Here is a 24,205-nt window from a genome sequence, read left to right as displayed (position 1 = left end):
TATATCAAAAATGAATGCTTCAATGCTGATCCTTTCGCGACAGGACGGGTTTGTCGATAGAATTTTCCATCAGCCAGAGAGCTTCAAAAACATTTGTCACATACAAAATGTGTTTACTGTATTTAAAATGTGGTATTTTTGTATCATGAATACATGGCCTGTTACAATCCGTTTTCAAGATTTATCCGAGTTGGATACTGTTGCGGCTTCTTTGTTAAAATTGGGAGAAAATGTTCCGGTTTGGCTATTCGACGGTCCCATGGGCGTTGGTAAAACCACGTTGATAAAAAAACTTTGCGAGCTTCTCGGCGTTAAATCCATGGTGCAAAGCCCTACTTTTTCTATTGTCAACGAATATATTACAAAAGACAAAAAAGTGATTTATCATTTTGATTTTTACAGGATCAGAAGTGAGGTGGAAGCACTCGATATAGGCATTGAAGAATACTTTGATTCGGGCGGATTTTGCTTTGTAGAGTGGCCGGAGAAAATTGAGTCACTCTGGCCGTATCCTCATTTATTGATAAAACTGAATTCCGATGAAACCGGCGAACGTGTTTTGGAAATCAGTGAAGTTAAAAACTGATATAAAGATTTGTCATATTACTCACCCAGTATAAATTTAATTTTTTACCTATTCCATGGCACAACCGCAAATAAAGGGTTTTGAAGAATTGGCAAAACAGTCGGCACTTTATCCGCAGGAGTCATTATTGGCAACCCGGAAAAATCAGAATTCCTTACTTATTGGTTTGCCAAGAGAAGTTTCGTTACAGGAAAACCGCATTGCACTTACGCCTGATGCAGTTAGTATTCTGGTAAGAAACGGACATGAAGTTTGGGTTGAAAAAAATGCCGGGAAAAGTGCCAATTTCTCAGATCATGATTATAGCGAGGCTGGCGCGAGCATAGTTCCGGGGCCAAAGGAAGTGTATCAGGCTAATCTGATTTTGAAAGTGGAACCGCTGGTTGAGGAAGAATTCAGTTTTATCAAAGCTGGTACCACACTTATTTCCGCACTGAATTTGCCAACACTGGAAAAGAAATATTTTGACCGGCTTAATGAAGCTAAAATCACGGGTATAGGTTATGAATTAATTGAAGACCAGGTAGGTGGAAAGCCCATTATCCGGGCTATGGGTGAAATTGCCGGAAGTACAGTTTTGCTTATCGCGGCAGAATATTTATCAAACCCGAATGGCGGACGCGGAATCATTCTGGGCGGTATTACGGGTGTGCCTCCAACCAAAATTGTGATTCTTGGTGCAGGTACGGTAGCGGAATATGCTACCCGCGCGGCACTGGGTTTTGGGGCGGATATCAAAATTTTTGACAAACATATTTATCGTTTACAAAGACTGAAATATTCTATCGGGCAAAATCTTTACACATCCATTATAGATTCAGATACGCTGGCAGAAGCAATCAGCCGTGCAGATGTTGTTATTGGGACCATGCGGGCTGAAAATGGATTGAGTCCGATGGTTGTGACGAAAGAAATGGTTGCAGGTATGAAACAGGGTTCTGTGATTATTGATGTGAGCATCGACCAGGGAGGATCTTTTGAAACGTCAAAAATGACAACGCATAAACATCCGATTTTCAAATATAAAGATGTCATACATTATTGTGTGCCCAACATTCCGTCGCGCGTTGCCAATACGGCGAGCACGGCTTTAAGCAATGTTTTTTTACCTTTTTTACTCCAAACCGGAACAATTGGGGGCATTGAAGAAATGATTTATGCCAATCGTTGGTTTATGAAAGGAGTGTATTGTCATAAAGGAACATTAACCAATTCGCACATTGCAAGAAGCTTCAACATGCGTTATAAGGATTTGACGCTGTTACTTGCTGCAAGAATGTGACGTAGGTTTTAGCTATTAGCGGATAGCTTTTAGCTTCACCAGGCGTGAAGAAACTTGACATTAAAAAATTAAGATCAATAAAACCGGCTAACGAGCGAAAAAGCTAACGGCTAAAAGCTAATAGCCAACAGCTAAAAAATTATGATTAACAACAGCAATGAAAATGCCATGATGGACGATGCCAACTCACCTGAGTTGAACCGGAAATTAATGGGATATGTGTCACAGGATTTTGTCCGGGTTTCGGATCAGCTGAAAGATGCGTCTTATCAGATACGCAAAAGAGGATTTTCGGAAAACCCTATTTTTGTCATTACCAATGAAGAGGTGGACCTGGGTGTTTTACTGATAGGGTCCACGGAAATGACAAACAGATACAATTACAGGGCGTCTTACATGCAGGAGTTTATTGACAGGAAACTGATCGGTGAGGAATCGGTTGATCTGTTTAAAGAAAACTATAAAAATGCCGATGAATACTGCTGTCTTTTTGCTTTGATCGGAGATTTTTCAGGGTTTATTTTTGTCCCTTATCCGGAAGACAATTAAATTTTTTCTATTAAAAAATATTTTTTCAGAAGCTGCTACTCACTGTTTTGTGTAGCAGCTTTTTATTTTTATACAAAATTATTGTAGAATTTATTCAGTTACATCTTATCATTATTATCCTTTAAAGAAGAAATGTAATTTTTACAATTATTAAAAAAATATAATAAGCATTAAGGAGAATAATTAAAATTATTTAATTAGGAATTATATTAAGATATTTGTTCATAATCCGGAAGTTCAGACCAATATTTTGTAATTCCGGAAAGCAACCTATGTTTTATTTTTAAAAAGTAAACTGTTTATGAAAGAAAAACTACTAAAAATTTTCCTGAAAGGTTTTGTGCCATTCGGGATATTTTTGTGCTTTGCCTTAACTGCGTCAGCTCAGGAGCGGACTGTGACAGGTAAAGTGACGGATGAAAATGGTGCAGGGCTGCCAGGTGCTTCTGTAACTATTAAAGGAACGACTGCTGGTACAAACTCGGATGCATCCGGAAATTTTAGTATCACTGGTGCTACAAATACTTCTACGATTGTTTTTTCTTCAATTGGTTATGCCAAACAAGAAATTGTTGTTGGAAATCAATCGGTTGTAAACGTTAAAATGGATGTAGATGTAGCGAACCTGAACGAGGTTGTTGTAACAGCCCTTGGTATCGCGAAAGAGGAAAGAAAAATCGGTTATTCGGTTTCGAAAATTGGTGGCGACGTAATGACAAAAGCTCGTGAAACTAACGTAGCTTACTCATTGGCAGGTCGTGTTGCCGGTTTGAATGTGAGTGGAACAAGCGGTGGTCCGGGTTCATCTGCCCGTATTTTGTTAAGAGGTATGGCCAGTTTCTCTGCTGGTTCTCCATTGTTTGTAATCAATGGTGTGCCAATGGACAACAGCCAGAGAAGAGATGGTAATTCAGGTGAATGGGGTGGAGCAGATCAGGGAGATGGTATTTCAAACATCAACCCGGATGATATCGACAACATGACAGTACTAAAAGGAGCAGCAGCTTCTGCGCTTTATGGTACACGTGCTGCAAACGGAGTAATTATTATCACGACAAAAGGTGGTAAAAAAGGTGCAATGGCTGTTGAATACAACGCGAATGCGGTTGCGGATAAAGCCATTAACTACACCGATTATCAGTACGAGTATGGACAAGGCCAGCATAATATTAAACCAACTAACATTACAAGTGCGCTAAACAGCGGTATGTATAGCTGGGGTGCTAAAATGGATGGACAGCCATTTACTCAGTTTGACGGTAAGCAATATGCCTATTCTCCTGTTAAAGATAACATGAGTAAATTTTACAGAGCCGGTTCTACATTTACCAATTCTGTATCGGTTTCAAACGGTAATGACAACGGTACTTTCAGATTGTCTTTCGCAAATCTTGCTAACAAATCAATTCTTAGAAATAGTGGTCTGGATCGTAAAACTTTCAACTTCACTGGTTCTCAGAAATTTGGTAACAAGCTTAAAATTGATCTGATGGTGAATTATGTGGATGAAAAATTCAATAACAAACCTCAGTTGAGCGATGGCCCGATGAATGCTAACAACATCAACTTCCTTGCAACAACGGTTAATCAGACTGCTTTACAGCCAGGATATGATATAAATTCACCGGTTGGAGCTGAAATTCAGTATAATGACGATATCTATGTTACAAACCCATGGTTTGTGGTTAACAGATATGACAATGACTTGAAAAGAAAACGTTTTATCACAGCATTAACTGCGCGTTATGACATCACAAGCTGGTTGTATGCAATGGGTAGAGTTGGTTATGACCGTATCAATGACGGTTTGTTTAAAATTACGCCAACAGGAACAGCGTTTTCGTCAAATCAAATGGGATCTCTGGACGATCAGCGCAACAGTGAGATCAATGAGCTGAACATGGATGCTTTCCTTGGATCGACAAAAAACTTCACAGAAGATCTAAGTCTTGACGTATTGGTGGGAGGTTCTATCAGAAAAAACAGCTACGAATCCATGAAAATTGGTGGTGGTCCGTTTGTAATTCCATTCTTTTACAGCTGGTCTAACGTAGTTTCTTTCAATAGAGATTACAACTTCAACAAAAAAGAAACACATTCAGGTTTCTATACAGTTGACTTGTCTTACAAAAACTTCACATTAAATACATCTGGTCGTTACGATGCATTTTCAACTTTGCCAAAAGGCGATTATGGCGTATTTACACCTTCTGTTTCAGCCAGCTATAATTTTGCTGATTTGCTTAAACTGTCGAACTTCAATTATGGTAAGTTGAGAGCTTCTTATGCGCAGGTAAGTGGTGAGGCTGATCCTTATCAAACTTCTCAATATTATACAATCGGTAGTACAATCGGTGGTATCACAACGGGATCATTTGATAATAAGCTTCCTAACCTGAGACTGAAACCTTACGTTTTGACCGAGATTGAAATTGGTACAGAATTGAAATTCTACCAAAACCGCTTAGGTCTTGACGTGGCTTATTTCACGCGTAAAACTAAAAACGAGATCATCGACGGTTCTCTTTCTCAGGCAACTGGTTACACAAGTCAGTTCATCGCAACAGGTCAGACTAAAAACTCTGGTTTGGAAGCAATGTTGAATATTGTTCCTGTTCAGACAGACAAATTCCGCTGGTCTTCATCGATTAACTTTACTGCAATCAAAAACCGTATCAAAGAAATCGATGGTACTGGTAATGCAGAAGAAGTGAAAGTATTGGGAACTTATCGTCCTTTAAATGCTAATACAGCTTTAATTAAGGGTATGGCAGGTCCTCAGATTTATGCTTATGACTATTTGCTTGATGCGAATGGTAATCACGTGATCGATGCAACGGGTGTGCCGATCAGAGACCCGAAACAAAAAGCAATGGGTTCTGTATTGCCAAAAGTTTACGGCGGATGGAATAACGAATTCTCATACAGCGGTTTCAACCTTGCATTCCTGATCGACTACAAGTTTGGTAACAAAGTGTTGTCTGCAACAAATTATTACACAACATTCCGCGGACTTAACAAAAACACTTTGGAAGGTCGTGAAAACAATTCGGTTGTAGCGCAAGGCGTTTTGGAAACGGGCGAGCAAAATACAAAGGGCGTAGATGCTCAGGATTACTATCAGGAACTTGCCAGAAGAATTTCATCGATGAACGTCTTGAATGGCAGTTTTGTAAAACTTCGTCAGGTGACATTCGGATACACGTTAACATCTAAAATGCTGGGTAAATTACCTTTCGAATCAATCGGTCTTTCTTTTGTAGCGCGTAACTTACTGACATTGGTAAGACATACGGACAACATCGATCCGGAAGCTGGCTTCTCTGCTGCCATTAATTATGCAGGTATTGAAGGAGGAAGCTTGCCAGCGACAAGATCATATGGTTTGAATGTTAGCGTTAAATTCAAAAAATAAGAATTATGAAAAAAATATCAAAGCTAATAGTATTTTCTCTCCTGCTGGTATCATCTGCATGTACCGACAAGTTTGAGGAAATTAACACAGATCCGAATAAAACGAGCGCTGCTGTTTTTAATGCGAATTATCTTTTGTCGCAAACACAGTACTCTTATTCAAACACAGGTTACTCACAGCTTTTGTTCCAAAGCATGTGGACTCAGGTGCTTGCTTCAACGTTTTCTTACTATGGAAATGGTGACAAATATCGTGCGTCAGGAAGTTTTGTTTCTTACCAGAGCAGCATTTTTACGGATAGCTACAATGCAGCTTCCCGTGCAGTTGAAATGCAGAATCTGGTTGCAGACAAACCGGAAATGTCGAATTTGTATAACATCGGTGCCATCATGAAGGTATTGTGTATTGCACGTGTAACGGATAGTTATGGTGATGCACCTTATTCAGAAGCACTTCAGGCGAAATCAGAAATTTATGCACCTAAATACGATACGCAGCAGGAGATTTATTCTTCAATGCTGACGGAATTGGAGACAGCTGTAAAAAATCTTGACGCTGCAAAATCGGGTCCAACTGCTGATTTATTCTATGCCGGTAATATCGCGCAATGGAAAAAATTTGGTTATTCTTTGATGCTTCGTTTGGCTATGCGTATGACAAAAGTTGACGCGGCAATGGCCAAAACATGGGCTGAAAAAGCAGTAGCCGGTGGTGTGTTTACAAGCATAACGGATAATGCCAAAGTTGTTACTGATAACGGAACAGGAAATTCTAATGCTACAACAAATGCGTTGAGAGTTGCGGATGATTACCGTGAAGTTCGTTGGAGCAAAACGTTTATTGATTACCTGAAAGCAACAAAAGATCCAAGAATCTCTGCGGTTGCGGAAGTATCGAAACAAGGATATACCAACAATTCAAACCAGGATTTGGCTGGTGATAATACAGAAGCACTTCAGATTGGTCTGCCAAACGGATATGACTTGAATGGTGGAGCGACTGATATTTCAACAAGCGCAACTTTTCCAGGTGACTCTCCGGCAGATCCAAGTATCAAAGATGATAAAGTGGCTCGTGTTGGAAAATATTCAAGACCACGTACATCTGTTTACCTGGATAGAAGCGGTACCAATTTTATCCTTACTTATGGAGAAACGGAATTGATGCTGGCCGAAGCAAAAGTAAGAGGATGGAACGTAACCGGAACTGCTGCGGAACATTACAGCAATGGCGTAACGGCATCCATCGCTTCCCTGGCTCAGTTTAATAAAATAACGGTTTCAGATGCAGCCATCACTTCTGCTATCTCAGGAACTGCTGCGTTTTTGTCAGCTAATCCTTTGGCTTCTTCAACAGAAGGTGCATTGAAACAGATTAACGAACAATATTGGGTAACTACTGGTACCTTGTTCAATTTTATCGAAACATGGAACAACTGGAAAAGATCAGGATATCCTGTTTTGACTCCGGTAGTTTATCCGGGTGGATTCTCAAACGGAACCATTCCAAGAAGAATTCCTTATGGTGCTAACGAGCCGGTTCAAAATCCAAAAGGATATGCAGAAGCACTGAGCCGTTTAGGTGGCACAGACAGTTTCACTGCCAGAACCTGGTGGGACAAACAATAATTAATGTAAAACGGGAGAGATTTTCTCCCGTTTTATTCAAAGAAATATTAAATGAAAACTTCAACACTTTGTTGAAGTTTTTTTAGTTTTTATATAATATCTTTCGTTACATTATTCATATTTTTTTCATGTCGACGAACAGGAAGTTGCCACGTTACCTATTACCGATCCTCTTATCAAGCTTTTTCATTTCCGTTGTGAAAGCGCAGCAGCCGCTTTTTCAGTTATTGACACCTAAACAGACTAACATCGAATTTCGTAATGACATTAATGAAGACGAAAGTCTGAATGTAATGGCCTATGAATATTTTTACAATGGCGGTGGCGTTGCCGTTGGTGACGTGAATAATGATGGTTTTGATGATGTGTTTTTTACATCAAATATGAAGTCAAATAAGCTTTATCTAAATCTTGGAGCGGCAAACGGGACAGGTATAAAGTTCAAAGACATAACAGGTTCGGCAGGAAAAGGCCTGGAAGGAAGAAAAGGCGGCTGGAAAACCGGCGTCACGATGGCCGATGTAAATGGTGACGGATTGCTGGATATTCACATTTGTTACTCAGGCAAAGTTGATGATGATACAAGAAAAAATCAGCTGTTTATAAACCAGGGCGTTAAAAATGGTTCGGTAAGTTTTGTAGAACAGGCAAAGGAATATGGACTGGATAATATCAGTTACAGCACACAAGCCAATTTTTTTGATTTTGACAACGATGGCGATCTGGACATGTTCCTTTTGAACCACAGCGTCAAAAAAATTGACAACATGGAACTGGCCAATTTTCGTAAAGAAACGGATGAACTGGCGGGTAATAAACTATTTGAAAACAAGAATAACAAATTTGTTGAAGTAACAAAAAAAGCAGGCATTTATCAATATCCGTTAACCTTCGGTTTGGGGGTAGCCATTGCTGATATTAACCTCGATGGCTGGCAGGATATCTATGTCACGAATGATTATAATGAGCCGGATTATTTATATATCAATAATGGAAATGGCACTTTTCGTGAAGACTCCCAGAATTGTTTCCGCCATTTAGCCCAGTTTTCCATGGGGCTGGATATAGCTGATTTTAACAACGACGGCTTTCCGGATATCATGTCACTGGACATGCTTCCCGAAGATAATCAGCGCCAGAAGCTTTTGCAGCTTCAGGAAAATTACGAATCATTTGAATTGATGATGAAGCAAAATTTGTATAAGCAGTATATGCGGAATATGCTTCAATTGAATAATGGTGATGGAACATTTAGTGAGATCGGGCAAATCTCGGGTGTTTCAAATACGGACTGGAGTTGGTGTCCACTTTTTGCTGACTTTGATAATGATGGATATAAGGATTTGTTTGTAAGTAACGGTTATCTGAGAGATTACACCCATAAAGATTTTCTCAGGTATTGGGGTGATTACAAAATTCGGCAGGCGATGAATAAAGAGCCATTTTTGCTTATGGATCTTGTCAAAGCAATGCCGTCAACAAAACTTGCGAATTATATATTTAAAAATAATAAAGACCTGACTTTTAGTAAAATGCAGGATACCTGGGGCTTAAACAATCCGTCCATTTCAAGTGGCGCAGTTTATGCTGATCTTGATAATGACGGAGATCTGGACCTTGTGGTAAACAATATCAATGAGCCTGCTTTTGTATACCAGAATATGGGTCGGGAGCAATTGAAATCATCATATTTGCAGATAAGACTGAAACAGCCGGAAGGTAATATAAATGCCATAGGAGCAAAGGTTTATTTACTTACAAAAGGGAAAACACAATACCAGGAGGTAAATCCAAACCGTGGATACTTATCTTCACTACCCGTAAAACTTCATTTTGGATTAGGAAATGATACCCAGGTTGATTCTGTAAGAATAATCTGGCCGGACCAGAAGGAGCAGTATCTTGTGAACGTGGCTGCAAATCAGTTACTGGTCGTTGAAAAACAAGCGGGCAAATTGAAAAAGGCGAAAACAGAGCCTAAAAAAGAACAGACTGTTTTTACAAAAGCAGAAAATCTGATTACGTATCAACATGAGGGTTTCAATGAAAATGATTTCAAAAGACAGCCATTAATGTTGTCGATGTATTCGCAGACCGGTCCGGTTATTGCCAAAGGTGATGTGAATAAAGATGGTCTGGAAGATATTTATATCAGCGGGGATCAGAATAAACAGGCGAAAATTTACTTGCAGGATACCAAGGGTGATTTTAAGGAAATGCCTGGTTTCGCCATCGGGGATGAAAATTTATCCGGCAATTCGGCAGCACTTTTTTTTGATGCGAATGGTGATGGTTATGATGATCTGTATATTGCCAAAGGCGGTTATTCACTTTTTGAGCCAAATACATTTTCTCTTCAGGATGAGATTTATTTAAGTGATGGAAAAGGAAAACTGAATCTGGCCGTATTGTCCATGCCGAATATGAAGGCAAGCAGTAAATCCTGTGTCAGGGCTTGTGATTATGATGGTGATGGTGACCAGGATCTGTTTGTAGGTGGACGGATTATTCCTGGCCGTTATCCCGAAACGCCAACTTCATTTCTTCTGACCAATAACGGAAAAGGAGAATTCACTGTTACAACAATTCCATTTTCAAAAGTAGGCATGGTTACTGACGCACAGTGGGCCGATCTTGACGATGATGGAAGAAAGGATCTGATCATCTGCGGAGAGTTTATGCCGATTAAGGTTTACGCCAATACCAAAGAAGGTTTTGTTGATAAAACGCTTCAGTATTTCGCAGAGGAAGAATCCGGTTCCTGGTCTTCCATGATAATTGAAGATCTGGATGGAGATGGAATGAAGGATATTGTGGCCGGAAATTTTGGTGTAAATTCTCAGATCAAAGTTTCTCACAAAGAGCCGGGAGAATTATATTTTGCTGATTTTGACAAAAATGGCTCCATTGATCCTTTTTTCAATTTTTATGTTCAGGGAAAATCATATCCGTTTGTAAGTCGAGATGAGCTTAACGACCAGATTTATCCGATGCGCAAAAAATTCGCCTTTTATAGAGATTACGCCAATGCCGGCATTACCGATATTTTCGCGCCGGAAGTATTGGCGAAAGCCGGTAAGCTGGTATTTAATGAAGCACGTTCTGTTTGTTTTATGAATAAAAATAGTCGTTTTGAAAAACAAATTTTGCCCTTACAGGCTCAGTTTGCGCCCGTCACTTCAATTTTGTATCAGGATTTTGACCATGATGGCAATAATGATTTACTACTGCTTGGAAACAAATCGGACAACCGGCTTAAACTGGGAAGTATGGATGCAAACTATGGATGCCTGCTGCGCGGTGACGGAAAAGGGAAATTCGATTATGTAAACCAGACGCAATCAGGCCTTTCGGTGGCCGGCGATGTTAAATCGGCTTTTGAAATAAAAGTTAAAAAACAGCCATTCCTGGTCATCGGAGCCTTCAATAAACCCTTGCAGTTTTACCAATCTGAGAAAAAGTAATGAAGAGATTTTTACTAATAAGTTTGTTTTTTTGTCGGTTGACCCATGCTCAAAATCCTGGAAGAGAACTGGACGCACATTTGCAGCCAGCTATTTTCGCGATAACAATGGTAATGATCCACGATGTTGCCAATCCACCAGCCGCGAGCCGTTTTTATACTTATTGTCTTTTAGGGGCTCAGGAGATTGTTTCTCAAAACAACAAATCAATCGTATCTCCAACGGCCTACATTAATGATTTAAACAAAATCGAAATAGAAACCAAAGGTAAATATGATTACAAAATTGCTGCATTATACTGTATACTTGAAACAGGAAAAATCATTCTGCCATCAGGGTATATGCTGGAAGAGGACGAAACGAAATTTGTCAGCACTTTAAAAAAGCAGGGTTATTCTGAGTCTATTATCGAACAATCCATTCTGGTGGCTCAGGAAGTTGCAAAAAAAATTATCGTTATTTCTTCCCAGGATAATTATTCCAGACTAAGTACAAGGTTAAGATATCGCCCGGTTAAAGGTGAGGGTTACTGGTATCCGACTCCTCCGGGTTACATTGAAGGTGTCGAACCACACTGGCGGACAATCCGTCCTGTTATGATTGATTCCAGCAGTCAATTTAAACCAAAACCAGAAGTGCCATTCAGCAAGGATACTTCCAGCGCTTTCTATAAACTGGCTTATGAAGTTTATTCCGAAGGAAAAAATCTGAATGAGAAAAACCGTGCAATTGCATCCTACTGGGATTGCAATCCTTTTGCCATCAACACATCCGGACACATGATGATCGGGTTCAAAAAAATAAGTCCGGGTGGGCATTGGATGAATATTACCAGTATTGCTACTACAAAAGCAAAAGTAGATCTTGATCACGGTATCATGATTCACGCTATTGTTGCCGGTACTTTGATGGATGCCTTTATCAGTTGTTGGGACGAAAAATATAAAGGAAGCCGTGTCCGTCCGGAAACGGTCATTAACCGGTATATCGATCCCCGTTGGCAGCCGCTTTTACAAACGCCCCCTTTTCCGGAATATACCAGTGGACACAGTGTGATCTCCTCTGCTGTGGCGGAAGTACTGACCTATTTTTTAGGTGATAAATTTGCTTTTACTGACAATACAGAAGTGATCTTCGAATTGCCAACCCGCGATTTTACTTCCTTCCGCCAGGCTGCTGATGAAGCATCCATATCAAGACTTTACGGTGGAATTCACTTCCGGGATGCCATTGTCAACGGACAGGATCAGGGCAGGAGAGTTGGTACTTTCATCATTGGTAAAATTAAAGAAAAAGGGGTAAAACCTTTGTAAGCGAAATCAATATGCCAATTCATCACATTTGATCTTACTGCCGTAAAGTATTAATTGTATCTTTGAATTCACTTCCTGCCAGACTTTAACATAGGCAGCTCTGTGAATTCAAAAACAATTGTCCTGAAAAATTAATGAATAAATATTCCGCTGTTTTCTTCTTTTTATTCTGTTCGACGATTTTAGCTTTAAAAACTTATGCAGCTAATATGGGAGAAAGCGATTCTTTGAGGACAGCTTGGAATTCTTCGATGTATATATCAGATGCTCAGGCAGACTCAGTTACCGGCCCTGGAAAATCAACAGAATCTGATTGGAGCTTTGGATTAAACGGCGGTTATAGTTATAGGTTACCTAATGCCGGAACACGTTCGGATACACCTTATTCAAAATATTTTAGAGAGTTAAAAACCGGCTTTTCGATAGGTGCAGATGCTCATAAATTTCTTTGGCCGCATATTGGATTGGGTTTGAAATATAATTTTTACAAAAGCAAAGGTGAGTATAATGCAGATTTCAGTGATGATGTTTCCATTCAGTTTATAGGCCCGTCTGTTGTGTATCAATCTCCTTTTGAAAATGGGAAAACATCTGTTTTAGCCGGATTTGCAATGGGATATCAGTCCTATAAAAATAATGCAAGAGCATACGGGAAGGATTTTACTTTAAAGGGAAATGCAACCGGCTGGGCCGTCAGCCTTGGGCTTGAACAAAAATTGAGTAACCATCTGGCCATTAATCTTTCAGGTGCCTGTTACCTTGGCACATCCTACAAATTCAGAAAAGAAATGGCAGGGCAAACCGAGACAATCAAGCTATCAAGAGAAAATTTTGAAGATTTGTCACGCATTGAAATAACGCTGGGAATAAAATTTCTGCAATAATGCTTCCTATTATTTTATGATTAAGTAAGGGAAAAGTTGGACAAAAAAGTCTTACTTCCGAATCCTTTGCCGGTTAGCTTAAAATTATTTATTCAAACGGTAGATTACCGTAATTTTAGACTTAACCAGTTAAGCATTTTCAATCTTTTCTTTCATAAGATTTCCAGTTTCTAAACCGCTGGATACAAATCGAAGCATGATGTTAAAACCGCGTTTATTGTTAATTCTTTGCGCAATACTTTGCTGCATCTCCTTTCCCTCATTCGCTTCTTCTCCGAAGCCGGGTAAAGATAAAAAGCCACTTGTAGTCTTTGTGACAGGTGATCACGAGTATAGTGGCGAAGCAACTTTGCCTTTAATCGCTGCCGAACTTGAAAAAAACTACGGTATGCGAACGATCGTTTTGAAGGCATATCCTGACCATAATGCTGAAAAGGATATTCCTGGTCTGGAGGTTTTAAAAGATGCTGATCTGGTTGTTTTCTACCTTCGCTGGCGGCAATTACCCAAAGAACAGCTTGCCCACATTGAAGCTTATCTTAAAACAGGAAAACCGGTGATGGGTTTCCGGACTACTACGCACGCTTTCAACTACCCTAAAGGTGATGAAAATGAGAAATGGAATGCATTTGGCGAATTTGCCCTGAATGCGCCTCCCGGCTGGGGTGGAAAAGCTGCTCATACGCATTATGGACACAATAGCAGCACAGATGTTTCGGTGATTGCGGCGCAGGCAAATAACCCGATACTGACCGGAGTTTCTCCGAATTTTCACGCCCGCTCATGGTTATACCGTGTTTTGCCGGATTATCCAACCAAAGGTTCAACCTGGCTTTTAATGGGCAAATCGGTTAACCCGGATAAAGAAGCAATTGAAAATCCTGTGGCCTGGACGGGTACCAACTCTTTTGGTGGAAAGGTTTTCATGACTACGCTGGGTCATCCGGACGACTTCAAACTTGAACCGTTTCAACATCTGATAATCAATGCCATTCACTGGGAACTGGGTCAGAAAGTACCGAAAACCTGGAAAGGTAAAATTGATATTAATGTGCCTTACAGAGAAGCAAAATAGTTTAATCTGATATATAGCGCGTACTCTTTGGCATAGCCAAGCCTTTCTTAAATTTTTGAATCATTATCAAAAATCAAAATGTCTAAACCCCATAAAATAAGCTTCAATGTATCAGTCATCCTTTTCTCCCTGGCTATCATTGCGTTCAGCGCTTTTCAGTTCAGTGAACCGAATACGCTGAAAATAAAAAAAGGATCTCACATCATTCTGATCGGCAATAACCTGGGATCACGTATGATGAATTACGGTTCATTTGAAACCGAAATGCAGGTCAGATATCCGGATAGTTCTCTTTACATCCGCAACATGTGCGATGGCGGTGATACACCCGGATTCCGTCCCCACGCCAGCCGTAATTTGCCATGGGCATTTCCGGGAGCTGAAAAATTTCAGACAGAACTGGCCAATAATTCTCAAAGTGAAGGACATTTTGAAACCCCGGATCAATGGCTGACCCGTTTGAAAACAGATATTATCATAGCCTTTTTCGGTTATAATGAATCTTTTAACGGTCCGCAGGGTGTTGCCAATTACAAGGCTGAACTGGATGCTTTTGTGAAGTATACTTTGAGCCAGAAATACAATGGCGTTTCAGCGCCGCAACTGGCGTTGGTATCACCAATTGCTTTTGAAGATTTGTCTTCCAAAATGGATCTGCCAAACGGGAAGAAGGAAAATATCAACATTGCGCTATATGCCAAAGCAATGAAAGAAGTGGCGGACCAGAATAAAGTGCTCTATGTGGACGCCTTTACGCCTTCTCAGAAATGGTATGATACAACAGCAGAACCATTGACCATTGACGGTTCTCAACTTACTGTCGCAGGTTACGAAAAATTTGGATTATTGTTATCCGACCAGCTTTTTGGAAAGGTAAAACCAAAGGCTGAGGCAAACCGGAAATTGGTGGATGCAGCCGTTTTGGAAAAGAACTGGATGTGGCATAATGATATCAAAATCCCGAATGGCGTGCATGTTTACGGTCGCCGCTACAATCCTTTTGGTCAGGATAATTACCCTGCAGAAATTCAGAAAATACGTGAGTTAACCGACATCCGTGACCAGGCTGTCTGGCTTGCTGCATCGAAAGGTGAGAAACTGGATCTGGCGGTTGCAGATAAAAATACTTCGCCGTTGCCTCCGGTAAAAACCAATTTTAATCCTGAGAAAAACGGAAGTTTGACTTATTTGTATGGTGCCGATGCCTTGGCAAAACTGAAAGTGCCGGAAGGATATAAAATTGAGCTTTTTGCTTCGGAAGAGGAATTTCCGGATCTGGCAAAACCTATGCAGATGTCTTTTGATAATAAGGGCAGACTTTGGATTGCAACCATGCCAAGTTATCCGCATTACAAACCTGGTGATTCTAAACCGAACGACAAAATCATCATTCTGGAAGATACTAACAATGACGGAAAGGCTGACAAGCAAACCGTTTTTGCTGACGGCTTACATCTTCCGCTTGGTTTTGAAATTGCGAAAGAAGGTGTATATGTTTCGCAGGGAACAAATCTGAAAATCCTGATGGATACAGATGGTGATGGAAAGGCTGATAAAAGTGAAATTTTATTAAGTGGTTTTGATGACCATGATACGCACCATAACAGTCACGCATTCACGGTCGATCCTTCGGGAGCAATTTATTCTGGTGAAGGTGTGTTTTTGCATACCAATGTTGAAACTTCTTACGGTCCGGTGCGTGCGACTAATGGCGGGTTTTATCGTTATGCGCCACAACTCCATAAGCTGGAACGGACGGCGCAGCTTTCAATCCCTAATCCATGGGGAATTGCTTTTGATGATTGGGGCCAACCGTTTTTTGCAGAAACTTCCGGTCCGGATGTGCGCTGGATGATGCCAGGATCTGTTTTACCAAGATATGGCGAATTCACGCATAAAGGCCCGACACTGATTGAAGAAGCGCATAAAGTGCGTCCGACGTCCGGTCTGGAATTTGTTTCGAGCCGTCATTTTCCTGACAATATTCAGGGAGATTTCCTGATCAATAATACGATCGGATTTTTAGGTACAAAAGAACATACATTGACAGATGATGGAACAGGTTATGCCAGTCACCACAGAGCCGATCTGCTTGTTAGTGAAGATAAAAATTTCCGCCCGGTGGATATGGAATTTGCTCCGGATGGTTCGCTTTATGTAATTGACTGGCACAATATTCTGATTGGTCATATGCAGCATAATGCACGTGATCCTTTACGTGATCATTCTCATGGACGGGTTTACCGCATAACTTATCCGTCGCGACCATTGGTTAAACCGGCCAAAATTGACGGAGCCAGTATCGAAGAACTTTTTGAAAATCTTAAACTTCCGGAATACCGTACCCGGTATAGAACACGTCGTGAGCTGAGAGGAAGAGACGTTACGCAGGTTTTGTCAAAACTTACGGTTTGGGTAAATGGACTGGATAAAAATGATCCTAAATATGAGCACCATCTTTTGGAAGGACTTTGGGTGAGCTGGGGTATGGATAAAGTTGATCAAAAACTTCTGAAACAGGTTTTGAAAGCAAAAGATTACCATGCGAGAGCCGCCGCTGTGAATGTCGTGCGTTATACCGGGCATCAGGTTCCTGACCAGGCGAATTTATTGATGCAGGCTGCTCAGGATGACAACAGCCGGGTTCGTCTTGCAGCGGTTGTTGCCGCTTCCTGGATTGGTAAGGAAAAAGGTTTGCCTATTCTTGCAGAAGCTAAGAAAAAACCATTGGACGAATGGAGTATCCACGCATATGATGCCGCAGTTGCCCATTTGAAAGGTGAAAATGTCAAAAAGGAAAAAGAGGAAATTACAAATTCCGGCTTGAAGGGAAATGAGCTTACACTTTTCAATCAGGGAAAAATAATTTATGCAAAAGATGGTTACTGCACTACCTGCCACCAGCCTGACGGAAAAGGACTTGAAGCTTCCGGTTTTCCTCCGTTAACTGGCAATAAATGGGTAATGGGAAGTGATGAGCGTTTGATCAAAATCGTACTTAAAGGACTGCTTGGACCAATAGATGTAAATGGTAAAAAATATCCGGGACAGGTTCCTATGACGCCTTTTGGCGGTCTGTTGAACGATAATGAGGTAGCGGCTGTGCTAACCTATGTCAGAAACTCTTTTGGAAATAAAGGGCCGGCAATTCTTCCCGATAAGGTGAAGAAGGTAAGAGCAGCTTCTGAAAAGAAAATCGACTTTTATGCCCCCGATCAATTGTTAAAAGAGTATCCGATGGATAAGTAATCTGTAAAGTTTTTAGAAAGCGGGACACCTGAATTTTTTTAGGTGTCCCGCTTTTTTATACCTTGTAGCAGAAATTGAAACTTCGTCTCAATTTTACATATATTTCAGAAATCAGTTTGATTTTCCGGCCTTGTATTAATCCAGAAATCGATACGTTTAAAACAGCTTAAAAAAATTCAGCAGATTAGGACCAACGCGGTTCAGATCGAAATAATCCGGGATCATTTCCTGTTGCTGAATACTATACATTTCTACATCATGGTGAAACAATTTTCCGCTTTTTTGATTTTTCTTATCGTCCTTATTTTCCTAAGCTACATTTATTATTTTTCTGTTGATTTTCCATTTCAGGATGATCTGCTGCTTATCGATTTCATAGAAAAGGTAGACTCAGGAAATTTAGGTTTTGCTACTTTTTTTAAGGAGTTATTCAAAACATATAACGATCATAAAGTTGTAATTCCACGCCTGATCAGTCTTGTTGATTTTAAGATCAATGGCTATCTGAATTTCAAAACTTACATTGGGCTGATTTCAATAAATCTGCTTTATATTCTTTATTTTTTATACAATCAATTTAAAAAAATCAAGCTTCCGCTTTTCTATTTCTTACCTGTTCCGTTGTTGTTTTTACATCCGCAGTATCACGATGTCTCGTTATGGGCAATTAATGGGATGCAGCATTCTTTCTTAACAGCATTCCTCGTATCAGCCATTTATTTAATCTCTAAAAATACAAAGCAAGGCTTTTATGGAGCTGTCGTTTTCTGTTTTTTGGCCACATTTACGCATGGCAACGGGATACTTTCATTTCCTGCAATTATCTTTTATCTGCTTTGTTACAAAGAGTTTAAGAAAGCGGCTGGTTTTGCCGGTTTTATGTTTCTGGCTTTGGGTATCTACCTGGCGGGGTATGAAACAGGGCAGGCTGCCGGTTTGCCGCCGACAATCAGCGTTTTTGTTTTCTCCCTGCTCGGATTTATTGGCGCCAGCATGTCCGAATGGGATAATTATTTGCTTTATGCTGTACTTTGGGGCGGGCTGATCGTCTTTTTTGCAGCTTTCCTGATATTCAGAATGATCCGTTCGGGCTTTGAACAAAAGGTAAATTACAAACCACAGGTGAACGTGGAATTGTTGACTTTGCTTGGTTTTATCTTTATTACGAGCTCTGTTATCGCTGTTTTCAGGTCATGGCAGGGTGTCACACTGACAAGCAGATTTCAACTTTATGCAGCGCTGAGCTCCTGTATTTTCTACCTTTTACTTTTGAACTATTCCCGGATTTTCAGGAGTAAAAATGTTTTTCTTGTTATCACATTTTTAAGTATCGGCTATTGGGCACACACCTATTACAGATATACCGATATAGTTGCCGATAAGAGAACAAAATACCTGGCTGATATCTACAACTGGCGATATGATAAAGTTTTTCTGACAGTGGAGCAAAGTTTACTGGATAACGCCGCATTTTACCTTTTCCCTGCATACAAAAAAGGTATTTTCAGATTGCCGGAATCCATAATCAGTAAAAATGAATTGGATTCGCTGATTTCTTACAATAAAAATTCCCGTATCAGTGCAACGGTTCAGCTAAGAAAACATCCTGGCCTGCGTCCGGATAAAAATGATCTCATTCCGGATACTACTTACTATCTGGTCAATGAAAAAATGCCAGGAGCAAATTCATTTTTTAACGACAGGTTCGTGGTTTTAAGATCCCGCACTTCAAATATCAACTATCTGCTCTGTGCCAATCCTGAAAAGGAAGGCAGAAAGGCATGGCTGACAAAGGCACAATATCACAAAGATGGCTTCCAGTGTTTTGTTCAAAACAGAAATTTTCCTACCGGTCAGTATGAAATCGGATTGCTGGATATCAATTCCAAAGGGGAAAAGAAATTTGTTTTGTTTACTGAATCGCTTATAGTTCAGAACGAAAAGTTAAGGGTAGAACCGTAAATTATTCAAAGTAAACAAGTCGGTTTTTCTCAAAATTTACACCAATTGTAAAATATGGTTTTCGGTTTAAATATTTTGCCTTTTCCTGGATTTTCTTGTTATTTTTCCTAAAACTAAAACTGCGGATGACGACCGTATTTTTGAATATAATGTGCAGATCACATTATATTTTTTAGTCGCGCATTCCCTGTTTCCTGCTATCAACGGTCGATAATCGGGTACTTTTCGATTTGTCTAAATTGTAAAAACTTGTCAGGTTTATATCTTAAACCGGTTAGGTAAAGGCGCAAAAAATTCGTATCTTTGTATGTTTAAAAAGCCCCTGATAAGGCTCTTTTTTTCGTAGAGTAAAACAAACTATATGGCAAACGAAATAGCGAGTGAAGTAAATAATTATTCAGCCGATAACATCCAGGTTCTTGAAGGTTTAGAGGCCGTACGTAAACGTCCGGCCATGTACATTGGTGATACTGGTTTTAAAGGCGTTCACCATTTGATTTGGGAAGTAGTTGACAACTCCATTGACGAAGCAATGGCCGGCTACTGTGACACGATCAACGTTACGATTGAAGAAGATAATTCCATTACCGTTCAGGATAATGGCCGCGGGATTCCAACCGGGCTTATGGCCAAGGAAAAGAAATCAGCTTTGGAAGTAGTTTTGACAGTACTTCACGCGGGTGGTAAATTTGATAAAGACACTTATAAAGTTTCCGGAGGTTTGCATGGTGTGGGTGTATCCTGCGTAAATGCACTTTCAATTCATTTGCGTGTGGAAATCCACCGTGAAGGAAAAATATTTGAACAGGAATACAGTGAAGGAAAACCTTTGTATCCTGTACGTGTAATTGGTGATTCAGAAAAAACAGGGACGTTTATCCATTTCAAACCGGATGCAACGATTTTTACTGTTACTGAATACAAATATGAAACGGTTGCAACCAGACTTCGAGAACTTTCCTTTTTGAACAAAGGAATCCGCATTACGCTGGAAGATAAGCGCGAGCAGGACGAAAACGGTGTGAACCGTGGTGAAGAATTTCACTCAGAAATTGGTCTGAACGAATTTGTACTTTACCTTGAAGGAACACGTCAGGCATTAATACCTGAGCCGATCTACATGGAAAATACAAAAGGTTCTGTGCCGGTTGAAATTGCGATGATGTATAATACTTCATACGGAGAAAATGTTTTTTCTTATGTGAACAACATCAACACGGTTGAAGGTGGTACACACGTGCAAGGTTTCAGGGCTGCTTTGACAAGAACGCTGAAAAACTACGCGGACAAGTCGGGTGTGCTTGCGAAAGAAAAGATCGAAATCAGCGGTGATGATTTTCGTGAAGGTTTGACGGCCGTAATTTCTGTAAAAGTAGCAGAACCTCAGTTTGAAGGTCAGACTAAAACAAAACTTGGTAACTCTGAAGTTGTTAGTGTGGTAAGTCAGGTGGTGGCAGAAATGCTTGATACTTATCTTGCCGAGCATCCAAAGGAAGCCAGAACCATAATTGACAAAGTTATCCTTGCTGCAAAAGCACGTATCGCTGCCAAAAAGGCGCGTGAAATGGTGCAGCGTAAGAATATTTTGACAGGAACAGGTTTGCCGGGGAAACTTTCAGACTGTTCAGAAACGGATCCTGCGGTATGCGAATTATATCTTGTCGAAGGGGATTCTGCTGGTGGAACAGCGAAACAAGGCCGTAACCGTGCATTCCAGGCAATTCTTCCATTGAGAGGTAAGATTCTTAATGTTGAAAAAGCACAGGAATACCGGATCTACGAAAATGAAGAGATCAAGAATATGTTCACCGCCATGGGTGTACAGATCGGAAAAGATGGTGACGAAAGGGCTTTGAATATTGACAAACTGCGTTACCACAAGATTGTAATCATGACGGATGCGGATATTGACGGTAGTCACATTCGTACGCTGATCCTTACATTCTTTTTCCGTTATATGAAGATTTTGATTGACAACGGATATATCTACATTGCCCAGCCGCCTTTGTACCTTGTGAAAAAGGGAAAAGAGGAAAGATATTGCTGGACTGAGCAGCAACGTGAAGAAGCGGTGAAAGCGGTCGGTAACGGTCGTGAGGATCTGGTAAATATTCAGCGCTATAAAGGTTTGGGTGAAATGAATGCCGAACAATTATGGAGCACAACCATGAATCCTGATGGCAGAAGTCTAAAACAGGTTTCTATCGAATCAGCAGCGGAAGCAGATCATTTGTTTTCGATGCTGATGGGAGATGAAGTTGGGCCACGCCGCGATTTCATCGAGAAAAATGCAAAATATGCCCGTGTAGACGTGTAACGGTTAGCACTCGTCGCAGATTATTAAAACGGATGGCTGACTTATGTTCAGTCGTCCGTTTTTGGTTAAAGAATTAACAAAAACTTCATCAAGCAAAAAACAATACCTAATCAGATTCGTTGCATTTTGTGGTTCACGATTGTACGGATCGTCTTTAATTTTTAAATATTATGCCTGACCATACCGATTCCATAACCAACCAGGAGAGAAAGGGGAGACTTTCAAGTTTATTTTCCTACTTCAAAAACCCAAAAGACACAGCCATGGACGATACAAAACTGGTAAGTCCCGCAGAAAAGGTGAATACTTTGGTTCAGCAAAGTGACTTCATCAGCAGAGATTTGAGCTGGCTGAAATTTAACGATCGCGTATTGGATCAGGTGAAAGATGAGGAAAGGAGTCTTTTTGACAGAATGAAATTTCTGGCGATCACCTCTTCAAATCTGGATGAATTTTTTACAATCCGTCTCGGAAGTTTATATAATTATCTTGACTTTGGAAAAGAACGCGTGGATTATTCCGGTTTGCGTGAAATTCCGTTCAGGAAAATGCTGATGAAAGAATTGCAGGAATTTGTAAGTCTGCAAAGCGAGTGTTACAGAAGTCTTCAGCCACATTTTGCCAAACATGGTTTCCGAATTATTGGGATGGAAGATCTGGCAACAGAGGAAACTTCGGAAATTGAACAATATTTCGAGCGTACGGTTTATCCTATGCTTACGCCCATGTTGTTCGATTACACCCATGCTTTTCCGGTTTTGCTGGCAAAAGTTTTAATTCTGGGTGTTATCACGCAGGTGAAAGGCTCAACTTCGGAGGAGGATAAAAAGCTTTCTTTCGTTCAGCTTCCGCTTAATCTGCCAAGGTTCTACGTAATTGAACGTGACGAAGAAACTTTGTTTTTGCCAATTGAAAAAATCGTAAGAGCGCATATATACAAATTGTATCGTAACGTCGACATCGTATCCACCAATCTTTTCAGACTGATCCGTAACGGGGATTTCTCACTGGAAGAAAGTGATGATATGGAGTCGGATTTTATTGATGAGATCAAGCAGAAAATTAAAAACCGTCGTCTCGGACGCGTTGTTAGTGTTGCAATCGAACCTGACGCTAATCCTGATTTGCTAAATCTGATCAAAAAACGTTGGGAAATTGATGACTACAATGTTTTCAAAGTCGAAGGAATTATAGATTATACTTCTCTTTGGAGCATCATTAAACATCCTGAATTTAAAGATCAGATTCCGCCAACACATCCGCCAGTGCCACCTTTGGGGCTTGAAAGAGAAAGGATTGTTGATGTTTTTGAGGCTATGCGGGAGAAGGATATTCTCTTACATCATCCGTATAACAACTTTGAACCCGTTCTTCAATTGTTGGAACAGGCTGCGGAAGATCCGAAAGTACTTTCAATTAAGCTGACAATCTATCGTCTGGCAAAGAATTCCAGAGTAACACAGGCTTTACTCCATGCAGCAGAAAATGGCAAACACGTAGCTGTTTTGTTTGAAGTAAAAGCCCGGTTTGATGAGGAAAATAACATCAAAGAAGCCCAGCGTCTGCAAAAAGCCGGTTGCTTTGTGATTTATGGTATTGGTCAGCTTAAAACGCATACAAAACTTTTATTGATTGTGCGGAACGAGGGAAACAAAGTGCTTCGTTATGCACATTTGTCAAGTGGTAATTATAATGAAGATACGTCCAGATTATATACCGATACTGGCTTGTTGACTACAAATGAGGAATATACACAGGATATCTCCGAGTTTTTCAACGTAATAACCGGCCATTCAAGTCCGACTGAATATCAGAATCTGATCACGGCACCGCGTTATATGCGTAAAAAGCTGATTGAACTGATTCAAAAAGAGGCAGAAAATGCAAAAGCGGGCTTGCCTTGCGGGATTTGTATCAAAATAAATTCACTGGAAGATAAAGAGACGATTGAAGAATTATATGCTGCTTCGCAGGCTGGCGTTCCTATTCGTTTGATTGTACGTGGTATGTGCTGTTTGCGTCCAGGACGGGTTGGACTTAGTGAAAATATTTCGGTACGCTCCCTGGTCGGAGATTTTCTTGAACATTCAAGAATCTTTTACTTCCATCAAAATGGCGATCCTCTGGTATATGGCGGTAGTGCCGATGCCATGGTGCGTAGTTTTGACCGTCGAATAGAATCGTTATTCAAACTGGTTGATATCCGGGTAAAACAGGAAGCGATTCATATTCTGTATTTTAGCTTGCTGGATAATGTCAATGCATACGAAATGCAGGAAGACGGAACTTACATCAAATGTATGGAGCCGAATGAGGAACCTTTGAATATTCACAAAGCGTTTTTCGATGTCACTTTGGAAGATGTTTTGAAAGTGAAGCTCTTCGTGCCGGATCAAAAACCGGCGGATACCATAGAAGAAGATGTTGCAAGAAAACAGTTTGTTGAACCGGAAGCAGAGGAAAAGACGGAATAAAATATAA

The 24,205-nt window shown here is 40.3% G+C and carries 13 protein-coding genes; all 13 read left to right on the top strand.

Annotation, left to right across the window (positions count from 1 at the left end; all coding sequences use genetic code 11):
* The first annotated feature begins 10 nt into the window (after window positions 1–10).
* The 13 genes from tsaE to ppk1 all read left to right on the top strand — a co-directional run bounded on the left by tsaE (window position 11) and on the right by ppk1 (window position 24,198).
* Window positions 11–586: a tRNA (adenosine(37)-N6)-threonylcarbamoyltransferase complex ATPase subunit type 1 TsaE gene (tsaE, locus tag LXL81_RS16580; protein WP_310589591.1), complete on the top strand. Its 576-nt coding sequence runs from the start codon at window positions 11–13 to the stop codon at window positions 584–586.
* Between the two features lie 55 nt (window positions 587–641).
* Entirely contained in the window at window positions 642–1,868 is a 1,227-nt protein-coding gene (locus LXL81_RS16575; protein ID WP_234647911.1) for an alanine dehydrogenase, read from the top strand.
* 141 nt (window positions 1,869–2,009) lie between these two features.
* Entirely contained in the window at window positions 2,010–2,417 is a 408-nt protein-coding gene (locus LXL81_RS16570) for a hypothetical protein (protein ID WP_234647910.1), read from the top strand.
* A 301-nt stretch (window positions 2,418–2,718) separates the two neighbouring features.
* Window positions 2,719–5,832 (top strand): SusC/RagA family TonB-linked outer membrane protein, encoded by a 3,114-nt coding sequence (locus LXL81_RS16565; protein ID WP_234647909.1) that lies wholly within the window; start codon window positions 2,719–2,721, stop codon window positions 5,830–5,832.
* A gap of 5 nt (window positions 5,833–5,837) precedes the next feature.
* Window positions 5,838–7,460 (top strand): SusD/RagB family nutrient-binding outer membrane lipoprotein, encoded by a 1,623-nt coding sequence (locus LXL81_RS16560; RefSeq protein ID WP_234647908.1) that lies wholly within the window; start codon window positions 5,838–5,840, stop codon window positions 7,458–7,460.
* Window positions 7,461–7,588: 128 nt separating this feature from the next.
* The gene (locus LXL81_RS16555; protein ID WP_234647907.1) at window positions 7,589–10,924 is read left to right on the top strand and encodes a VCBS repeat-containing protein; all 3,336 of its coding nucleotides are present in this window, start codon (window positions 7,589–7,591) and stop codon (window positions 10,922–10,924) included.
* Complete coding sequence (locus LXL81_RS16550) at window positions 10,924–12,237, top strand: vanadium-dependent haloperoxidase (protein WP_234647906.1); 1,314 nt, start codon at window positions 10,924–10,926, stop codon at window positions 12,235–12,237. Before LXL81_RS16555 ends, LXL81_RS16550 begins: the two co-directional genes overlap by 1 nt.
* A 134-nt stretch (window positions 12,238–12,371) precedes the next feature.
* Entirely contained in the window at window positions 12,372–13,121 is a 750-nt protein-coding gene (locus LXL81_RS16545; RefSeq protein WP_234647905.1) for an outer membrane beta-barrel protein, read from the top strand.
* 199 nt (window positions 13,122–13,320) lie between these two features.
* Window positions 13,321–14,196, top strand: a complete 876-nt coding sequence (locus LXL81_RS16540; RefSeq protein WP_234647925.1) for a ThuA domain-containing protein — start codon at window positions 13,321–13,323, stop codon at window positions 14,194–14,196.
* Window positions 14,197–14,274: 78 nt separating this feature from the next.
* Window positions 14,275–17,445, top strand: a complete 3,171-nt coding sequence (locus tag LXL81_RS16535) for a PVC-type heme-binding CxxCH protein (protein ID WP_234647904.1) — start codon at window positions 14,275–14,277, stop codon at window positions 17,443–17,445.
* 258 nt (window positions 17,446–17,703) lie between these two features.
* Complete coding sequence (locus LXL81_RS16530) at window positions 17,704–19,407, top strand: hypothetical protein (protein WP_234647903.1); 1,704 nt, start codon at window positions 17,704–17,706, stop codon at window positions 19,405–19,407.
* Window positions 19,408–19,768: 361 nt separating this feature from the next.
* Entirely contained in the window at window positions 19,769–21,724 is a 1,956-nt protein-coding gene (gene gyrB, locus LXL81_RS16525; RefSeq protein WP_255713728.1) for a DNA topoisomerase (ATP-hydrolyzing) subunit B, read from the top strand.
* A gap of 170 nt (window positions 21,725–21,894) precedes the next feature.
* Window positions 21,895–24,198: a polyphosphate kinase 1 gene (ppk1, locus tag LXL81_RS16520; RefSeq protein WP_234647902.1), complete on the top strand. Its 2,304-nt coding sequence runs from the start codon at window positions 21,895–21,897 to the stop codon at window positions 24,196–24,198.
* The last annotated feature ends 7 nt before the right edge of the window (window positions 24,199–24,205 follow it).

The sequence above is a fragment of the Dyadobacter sp. CY356 genome (genome assembly GCF_021440195.1).
Classification (GTDB): Bacteria; Bacteroidota; Bacteroidia; order Cytophagales; family Spirosomataceae; genus Dyadobacter.
Note: the sequence above shows the minus strand (reverse complement) of the source record. Positions and strands in the feature narration are given on the sequence as shown.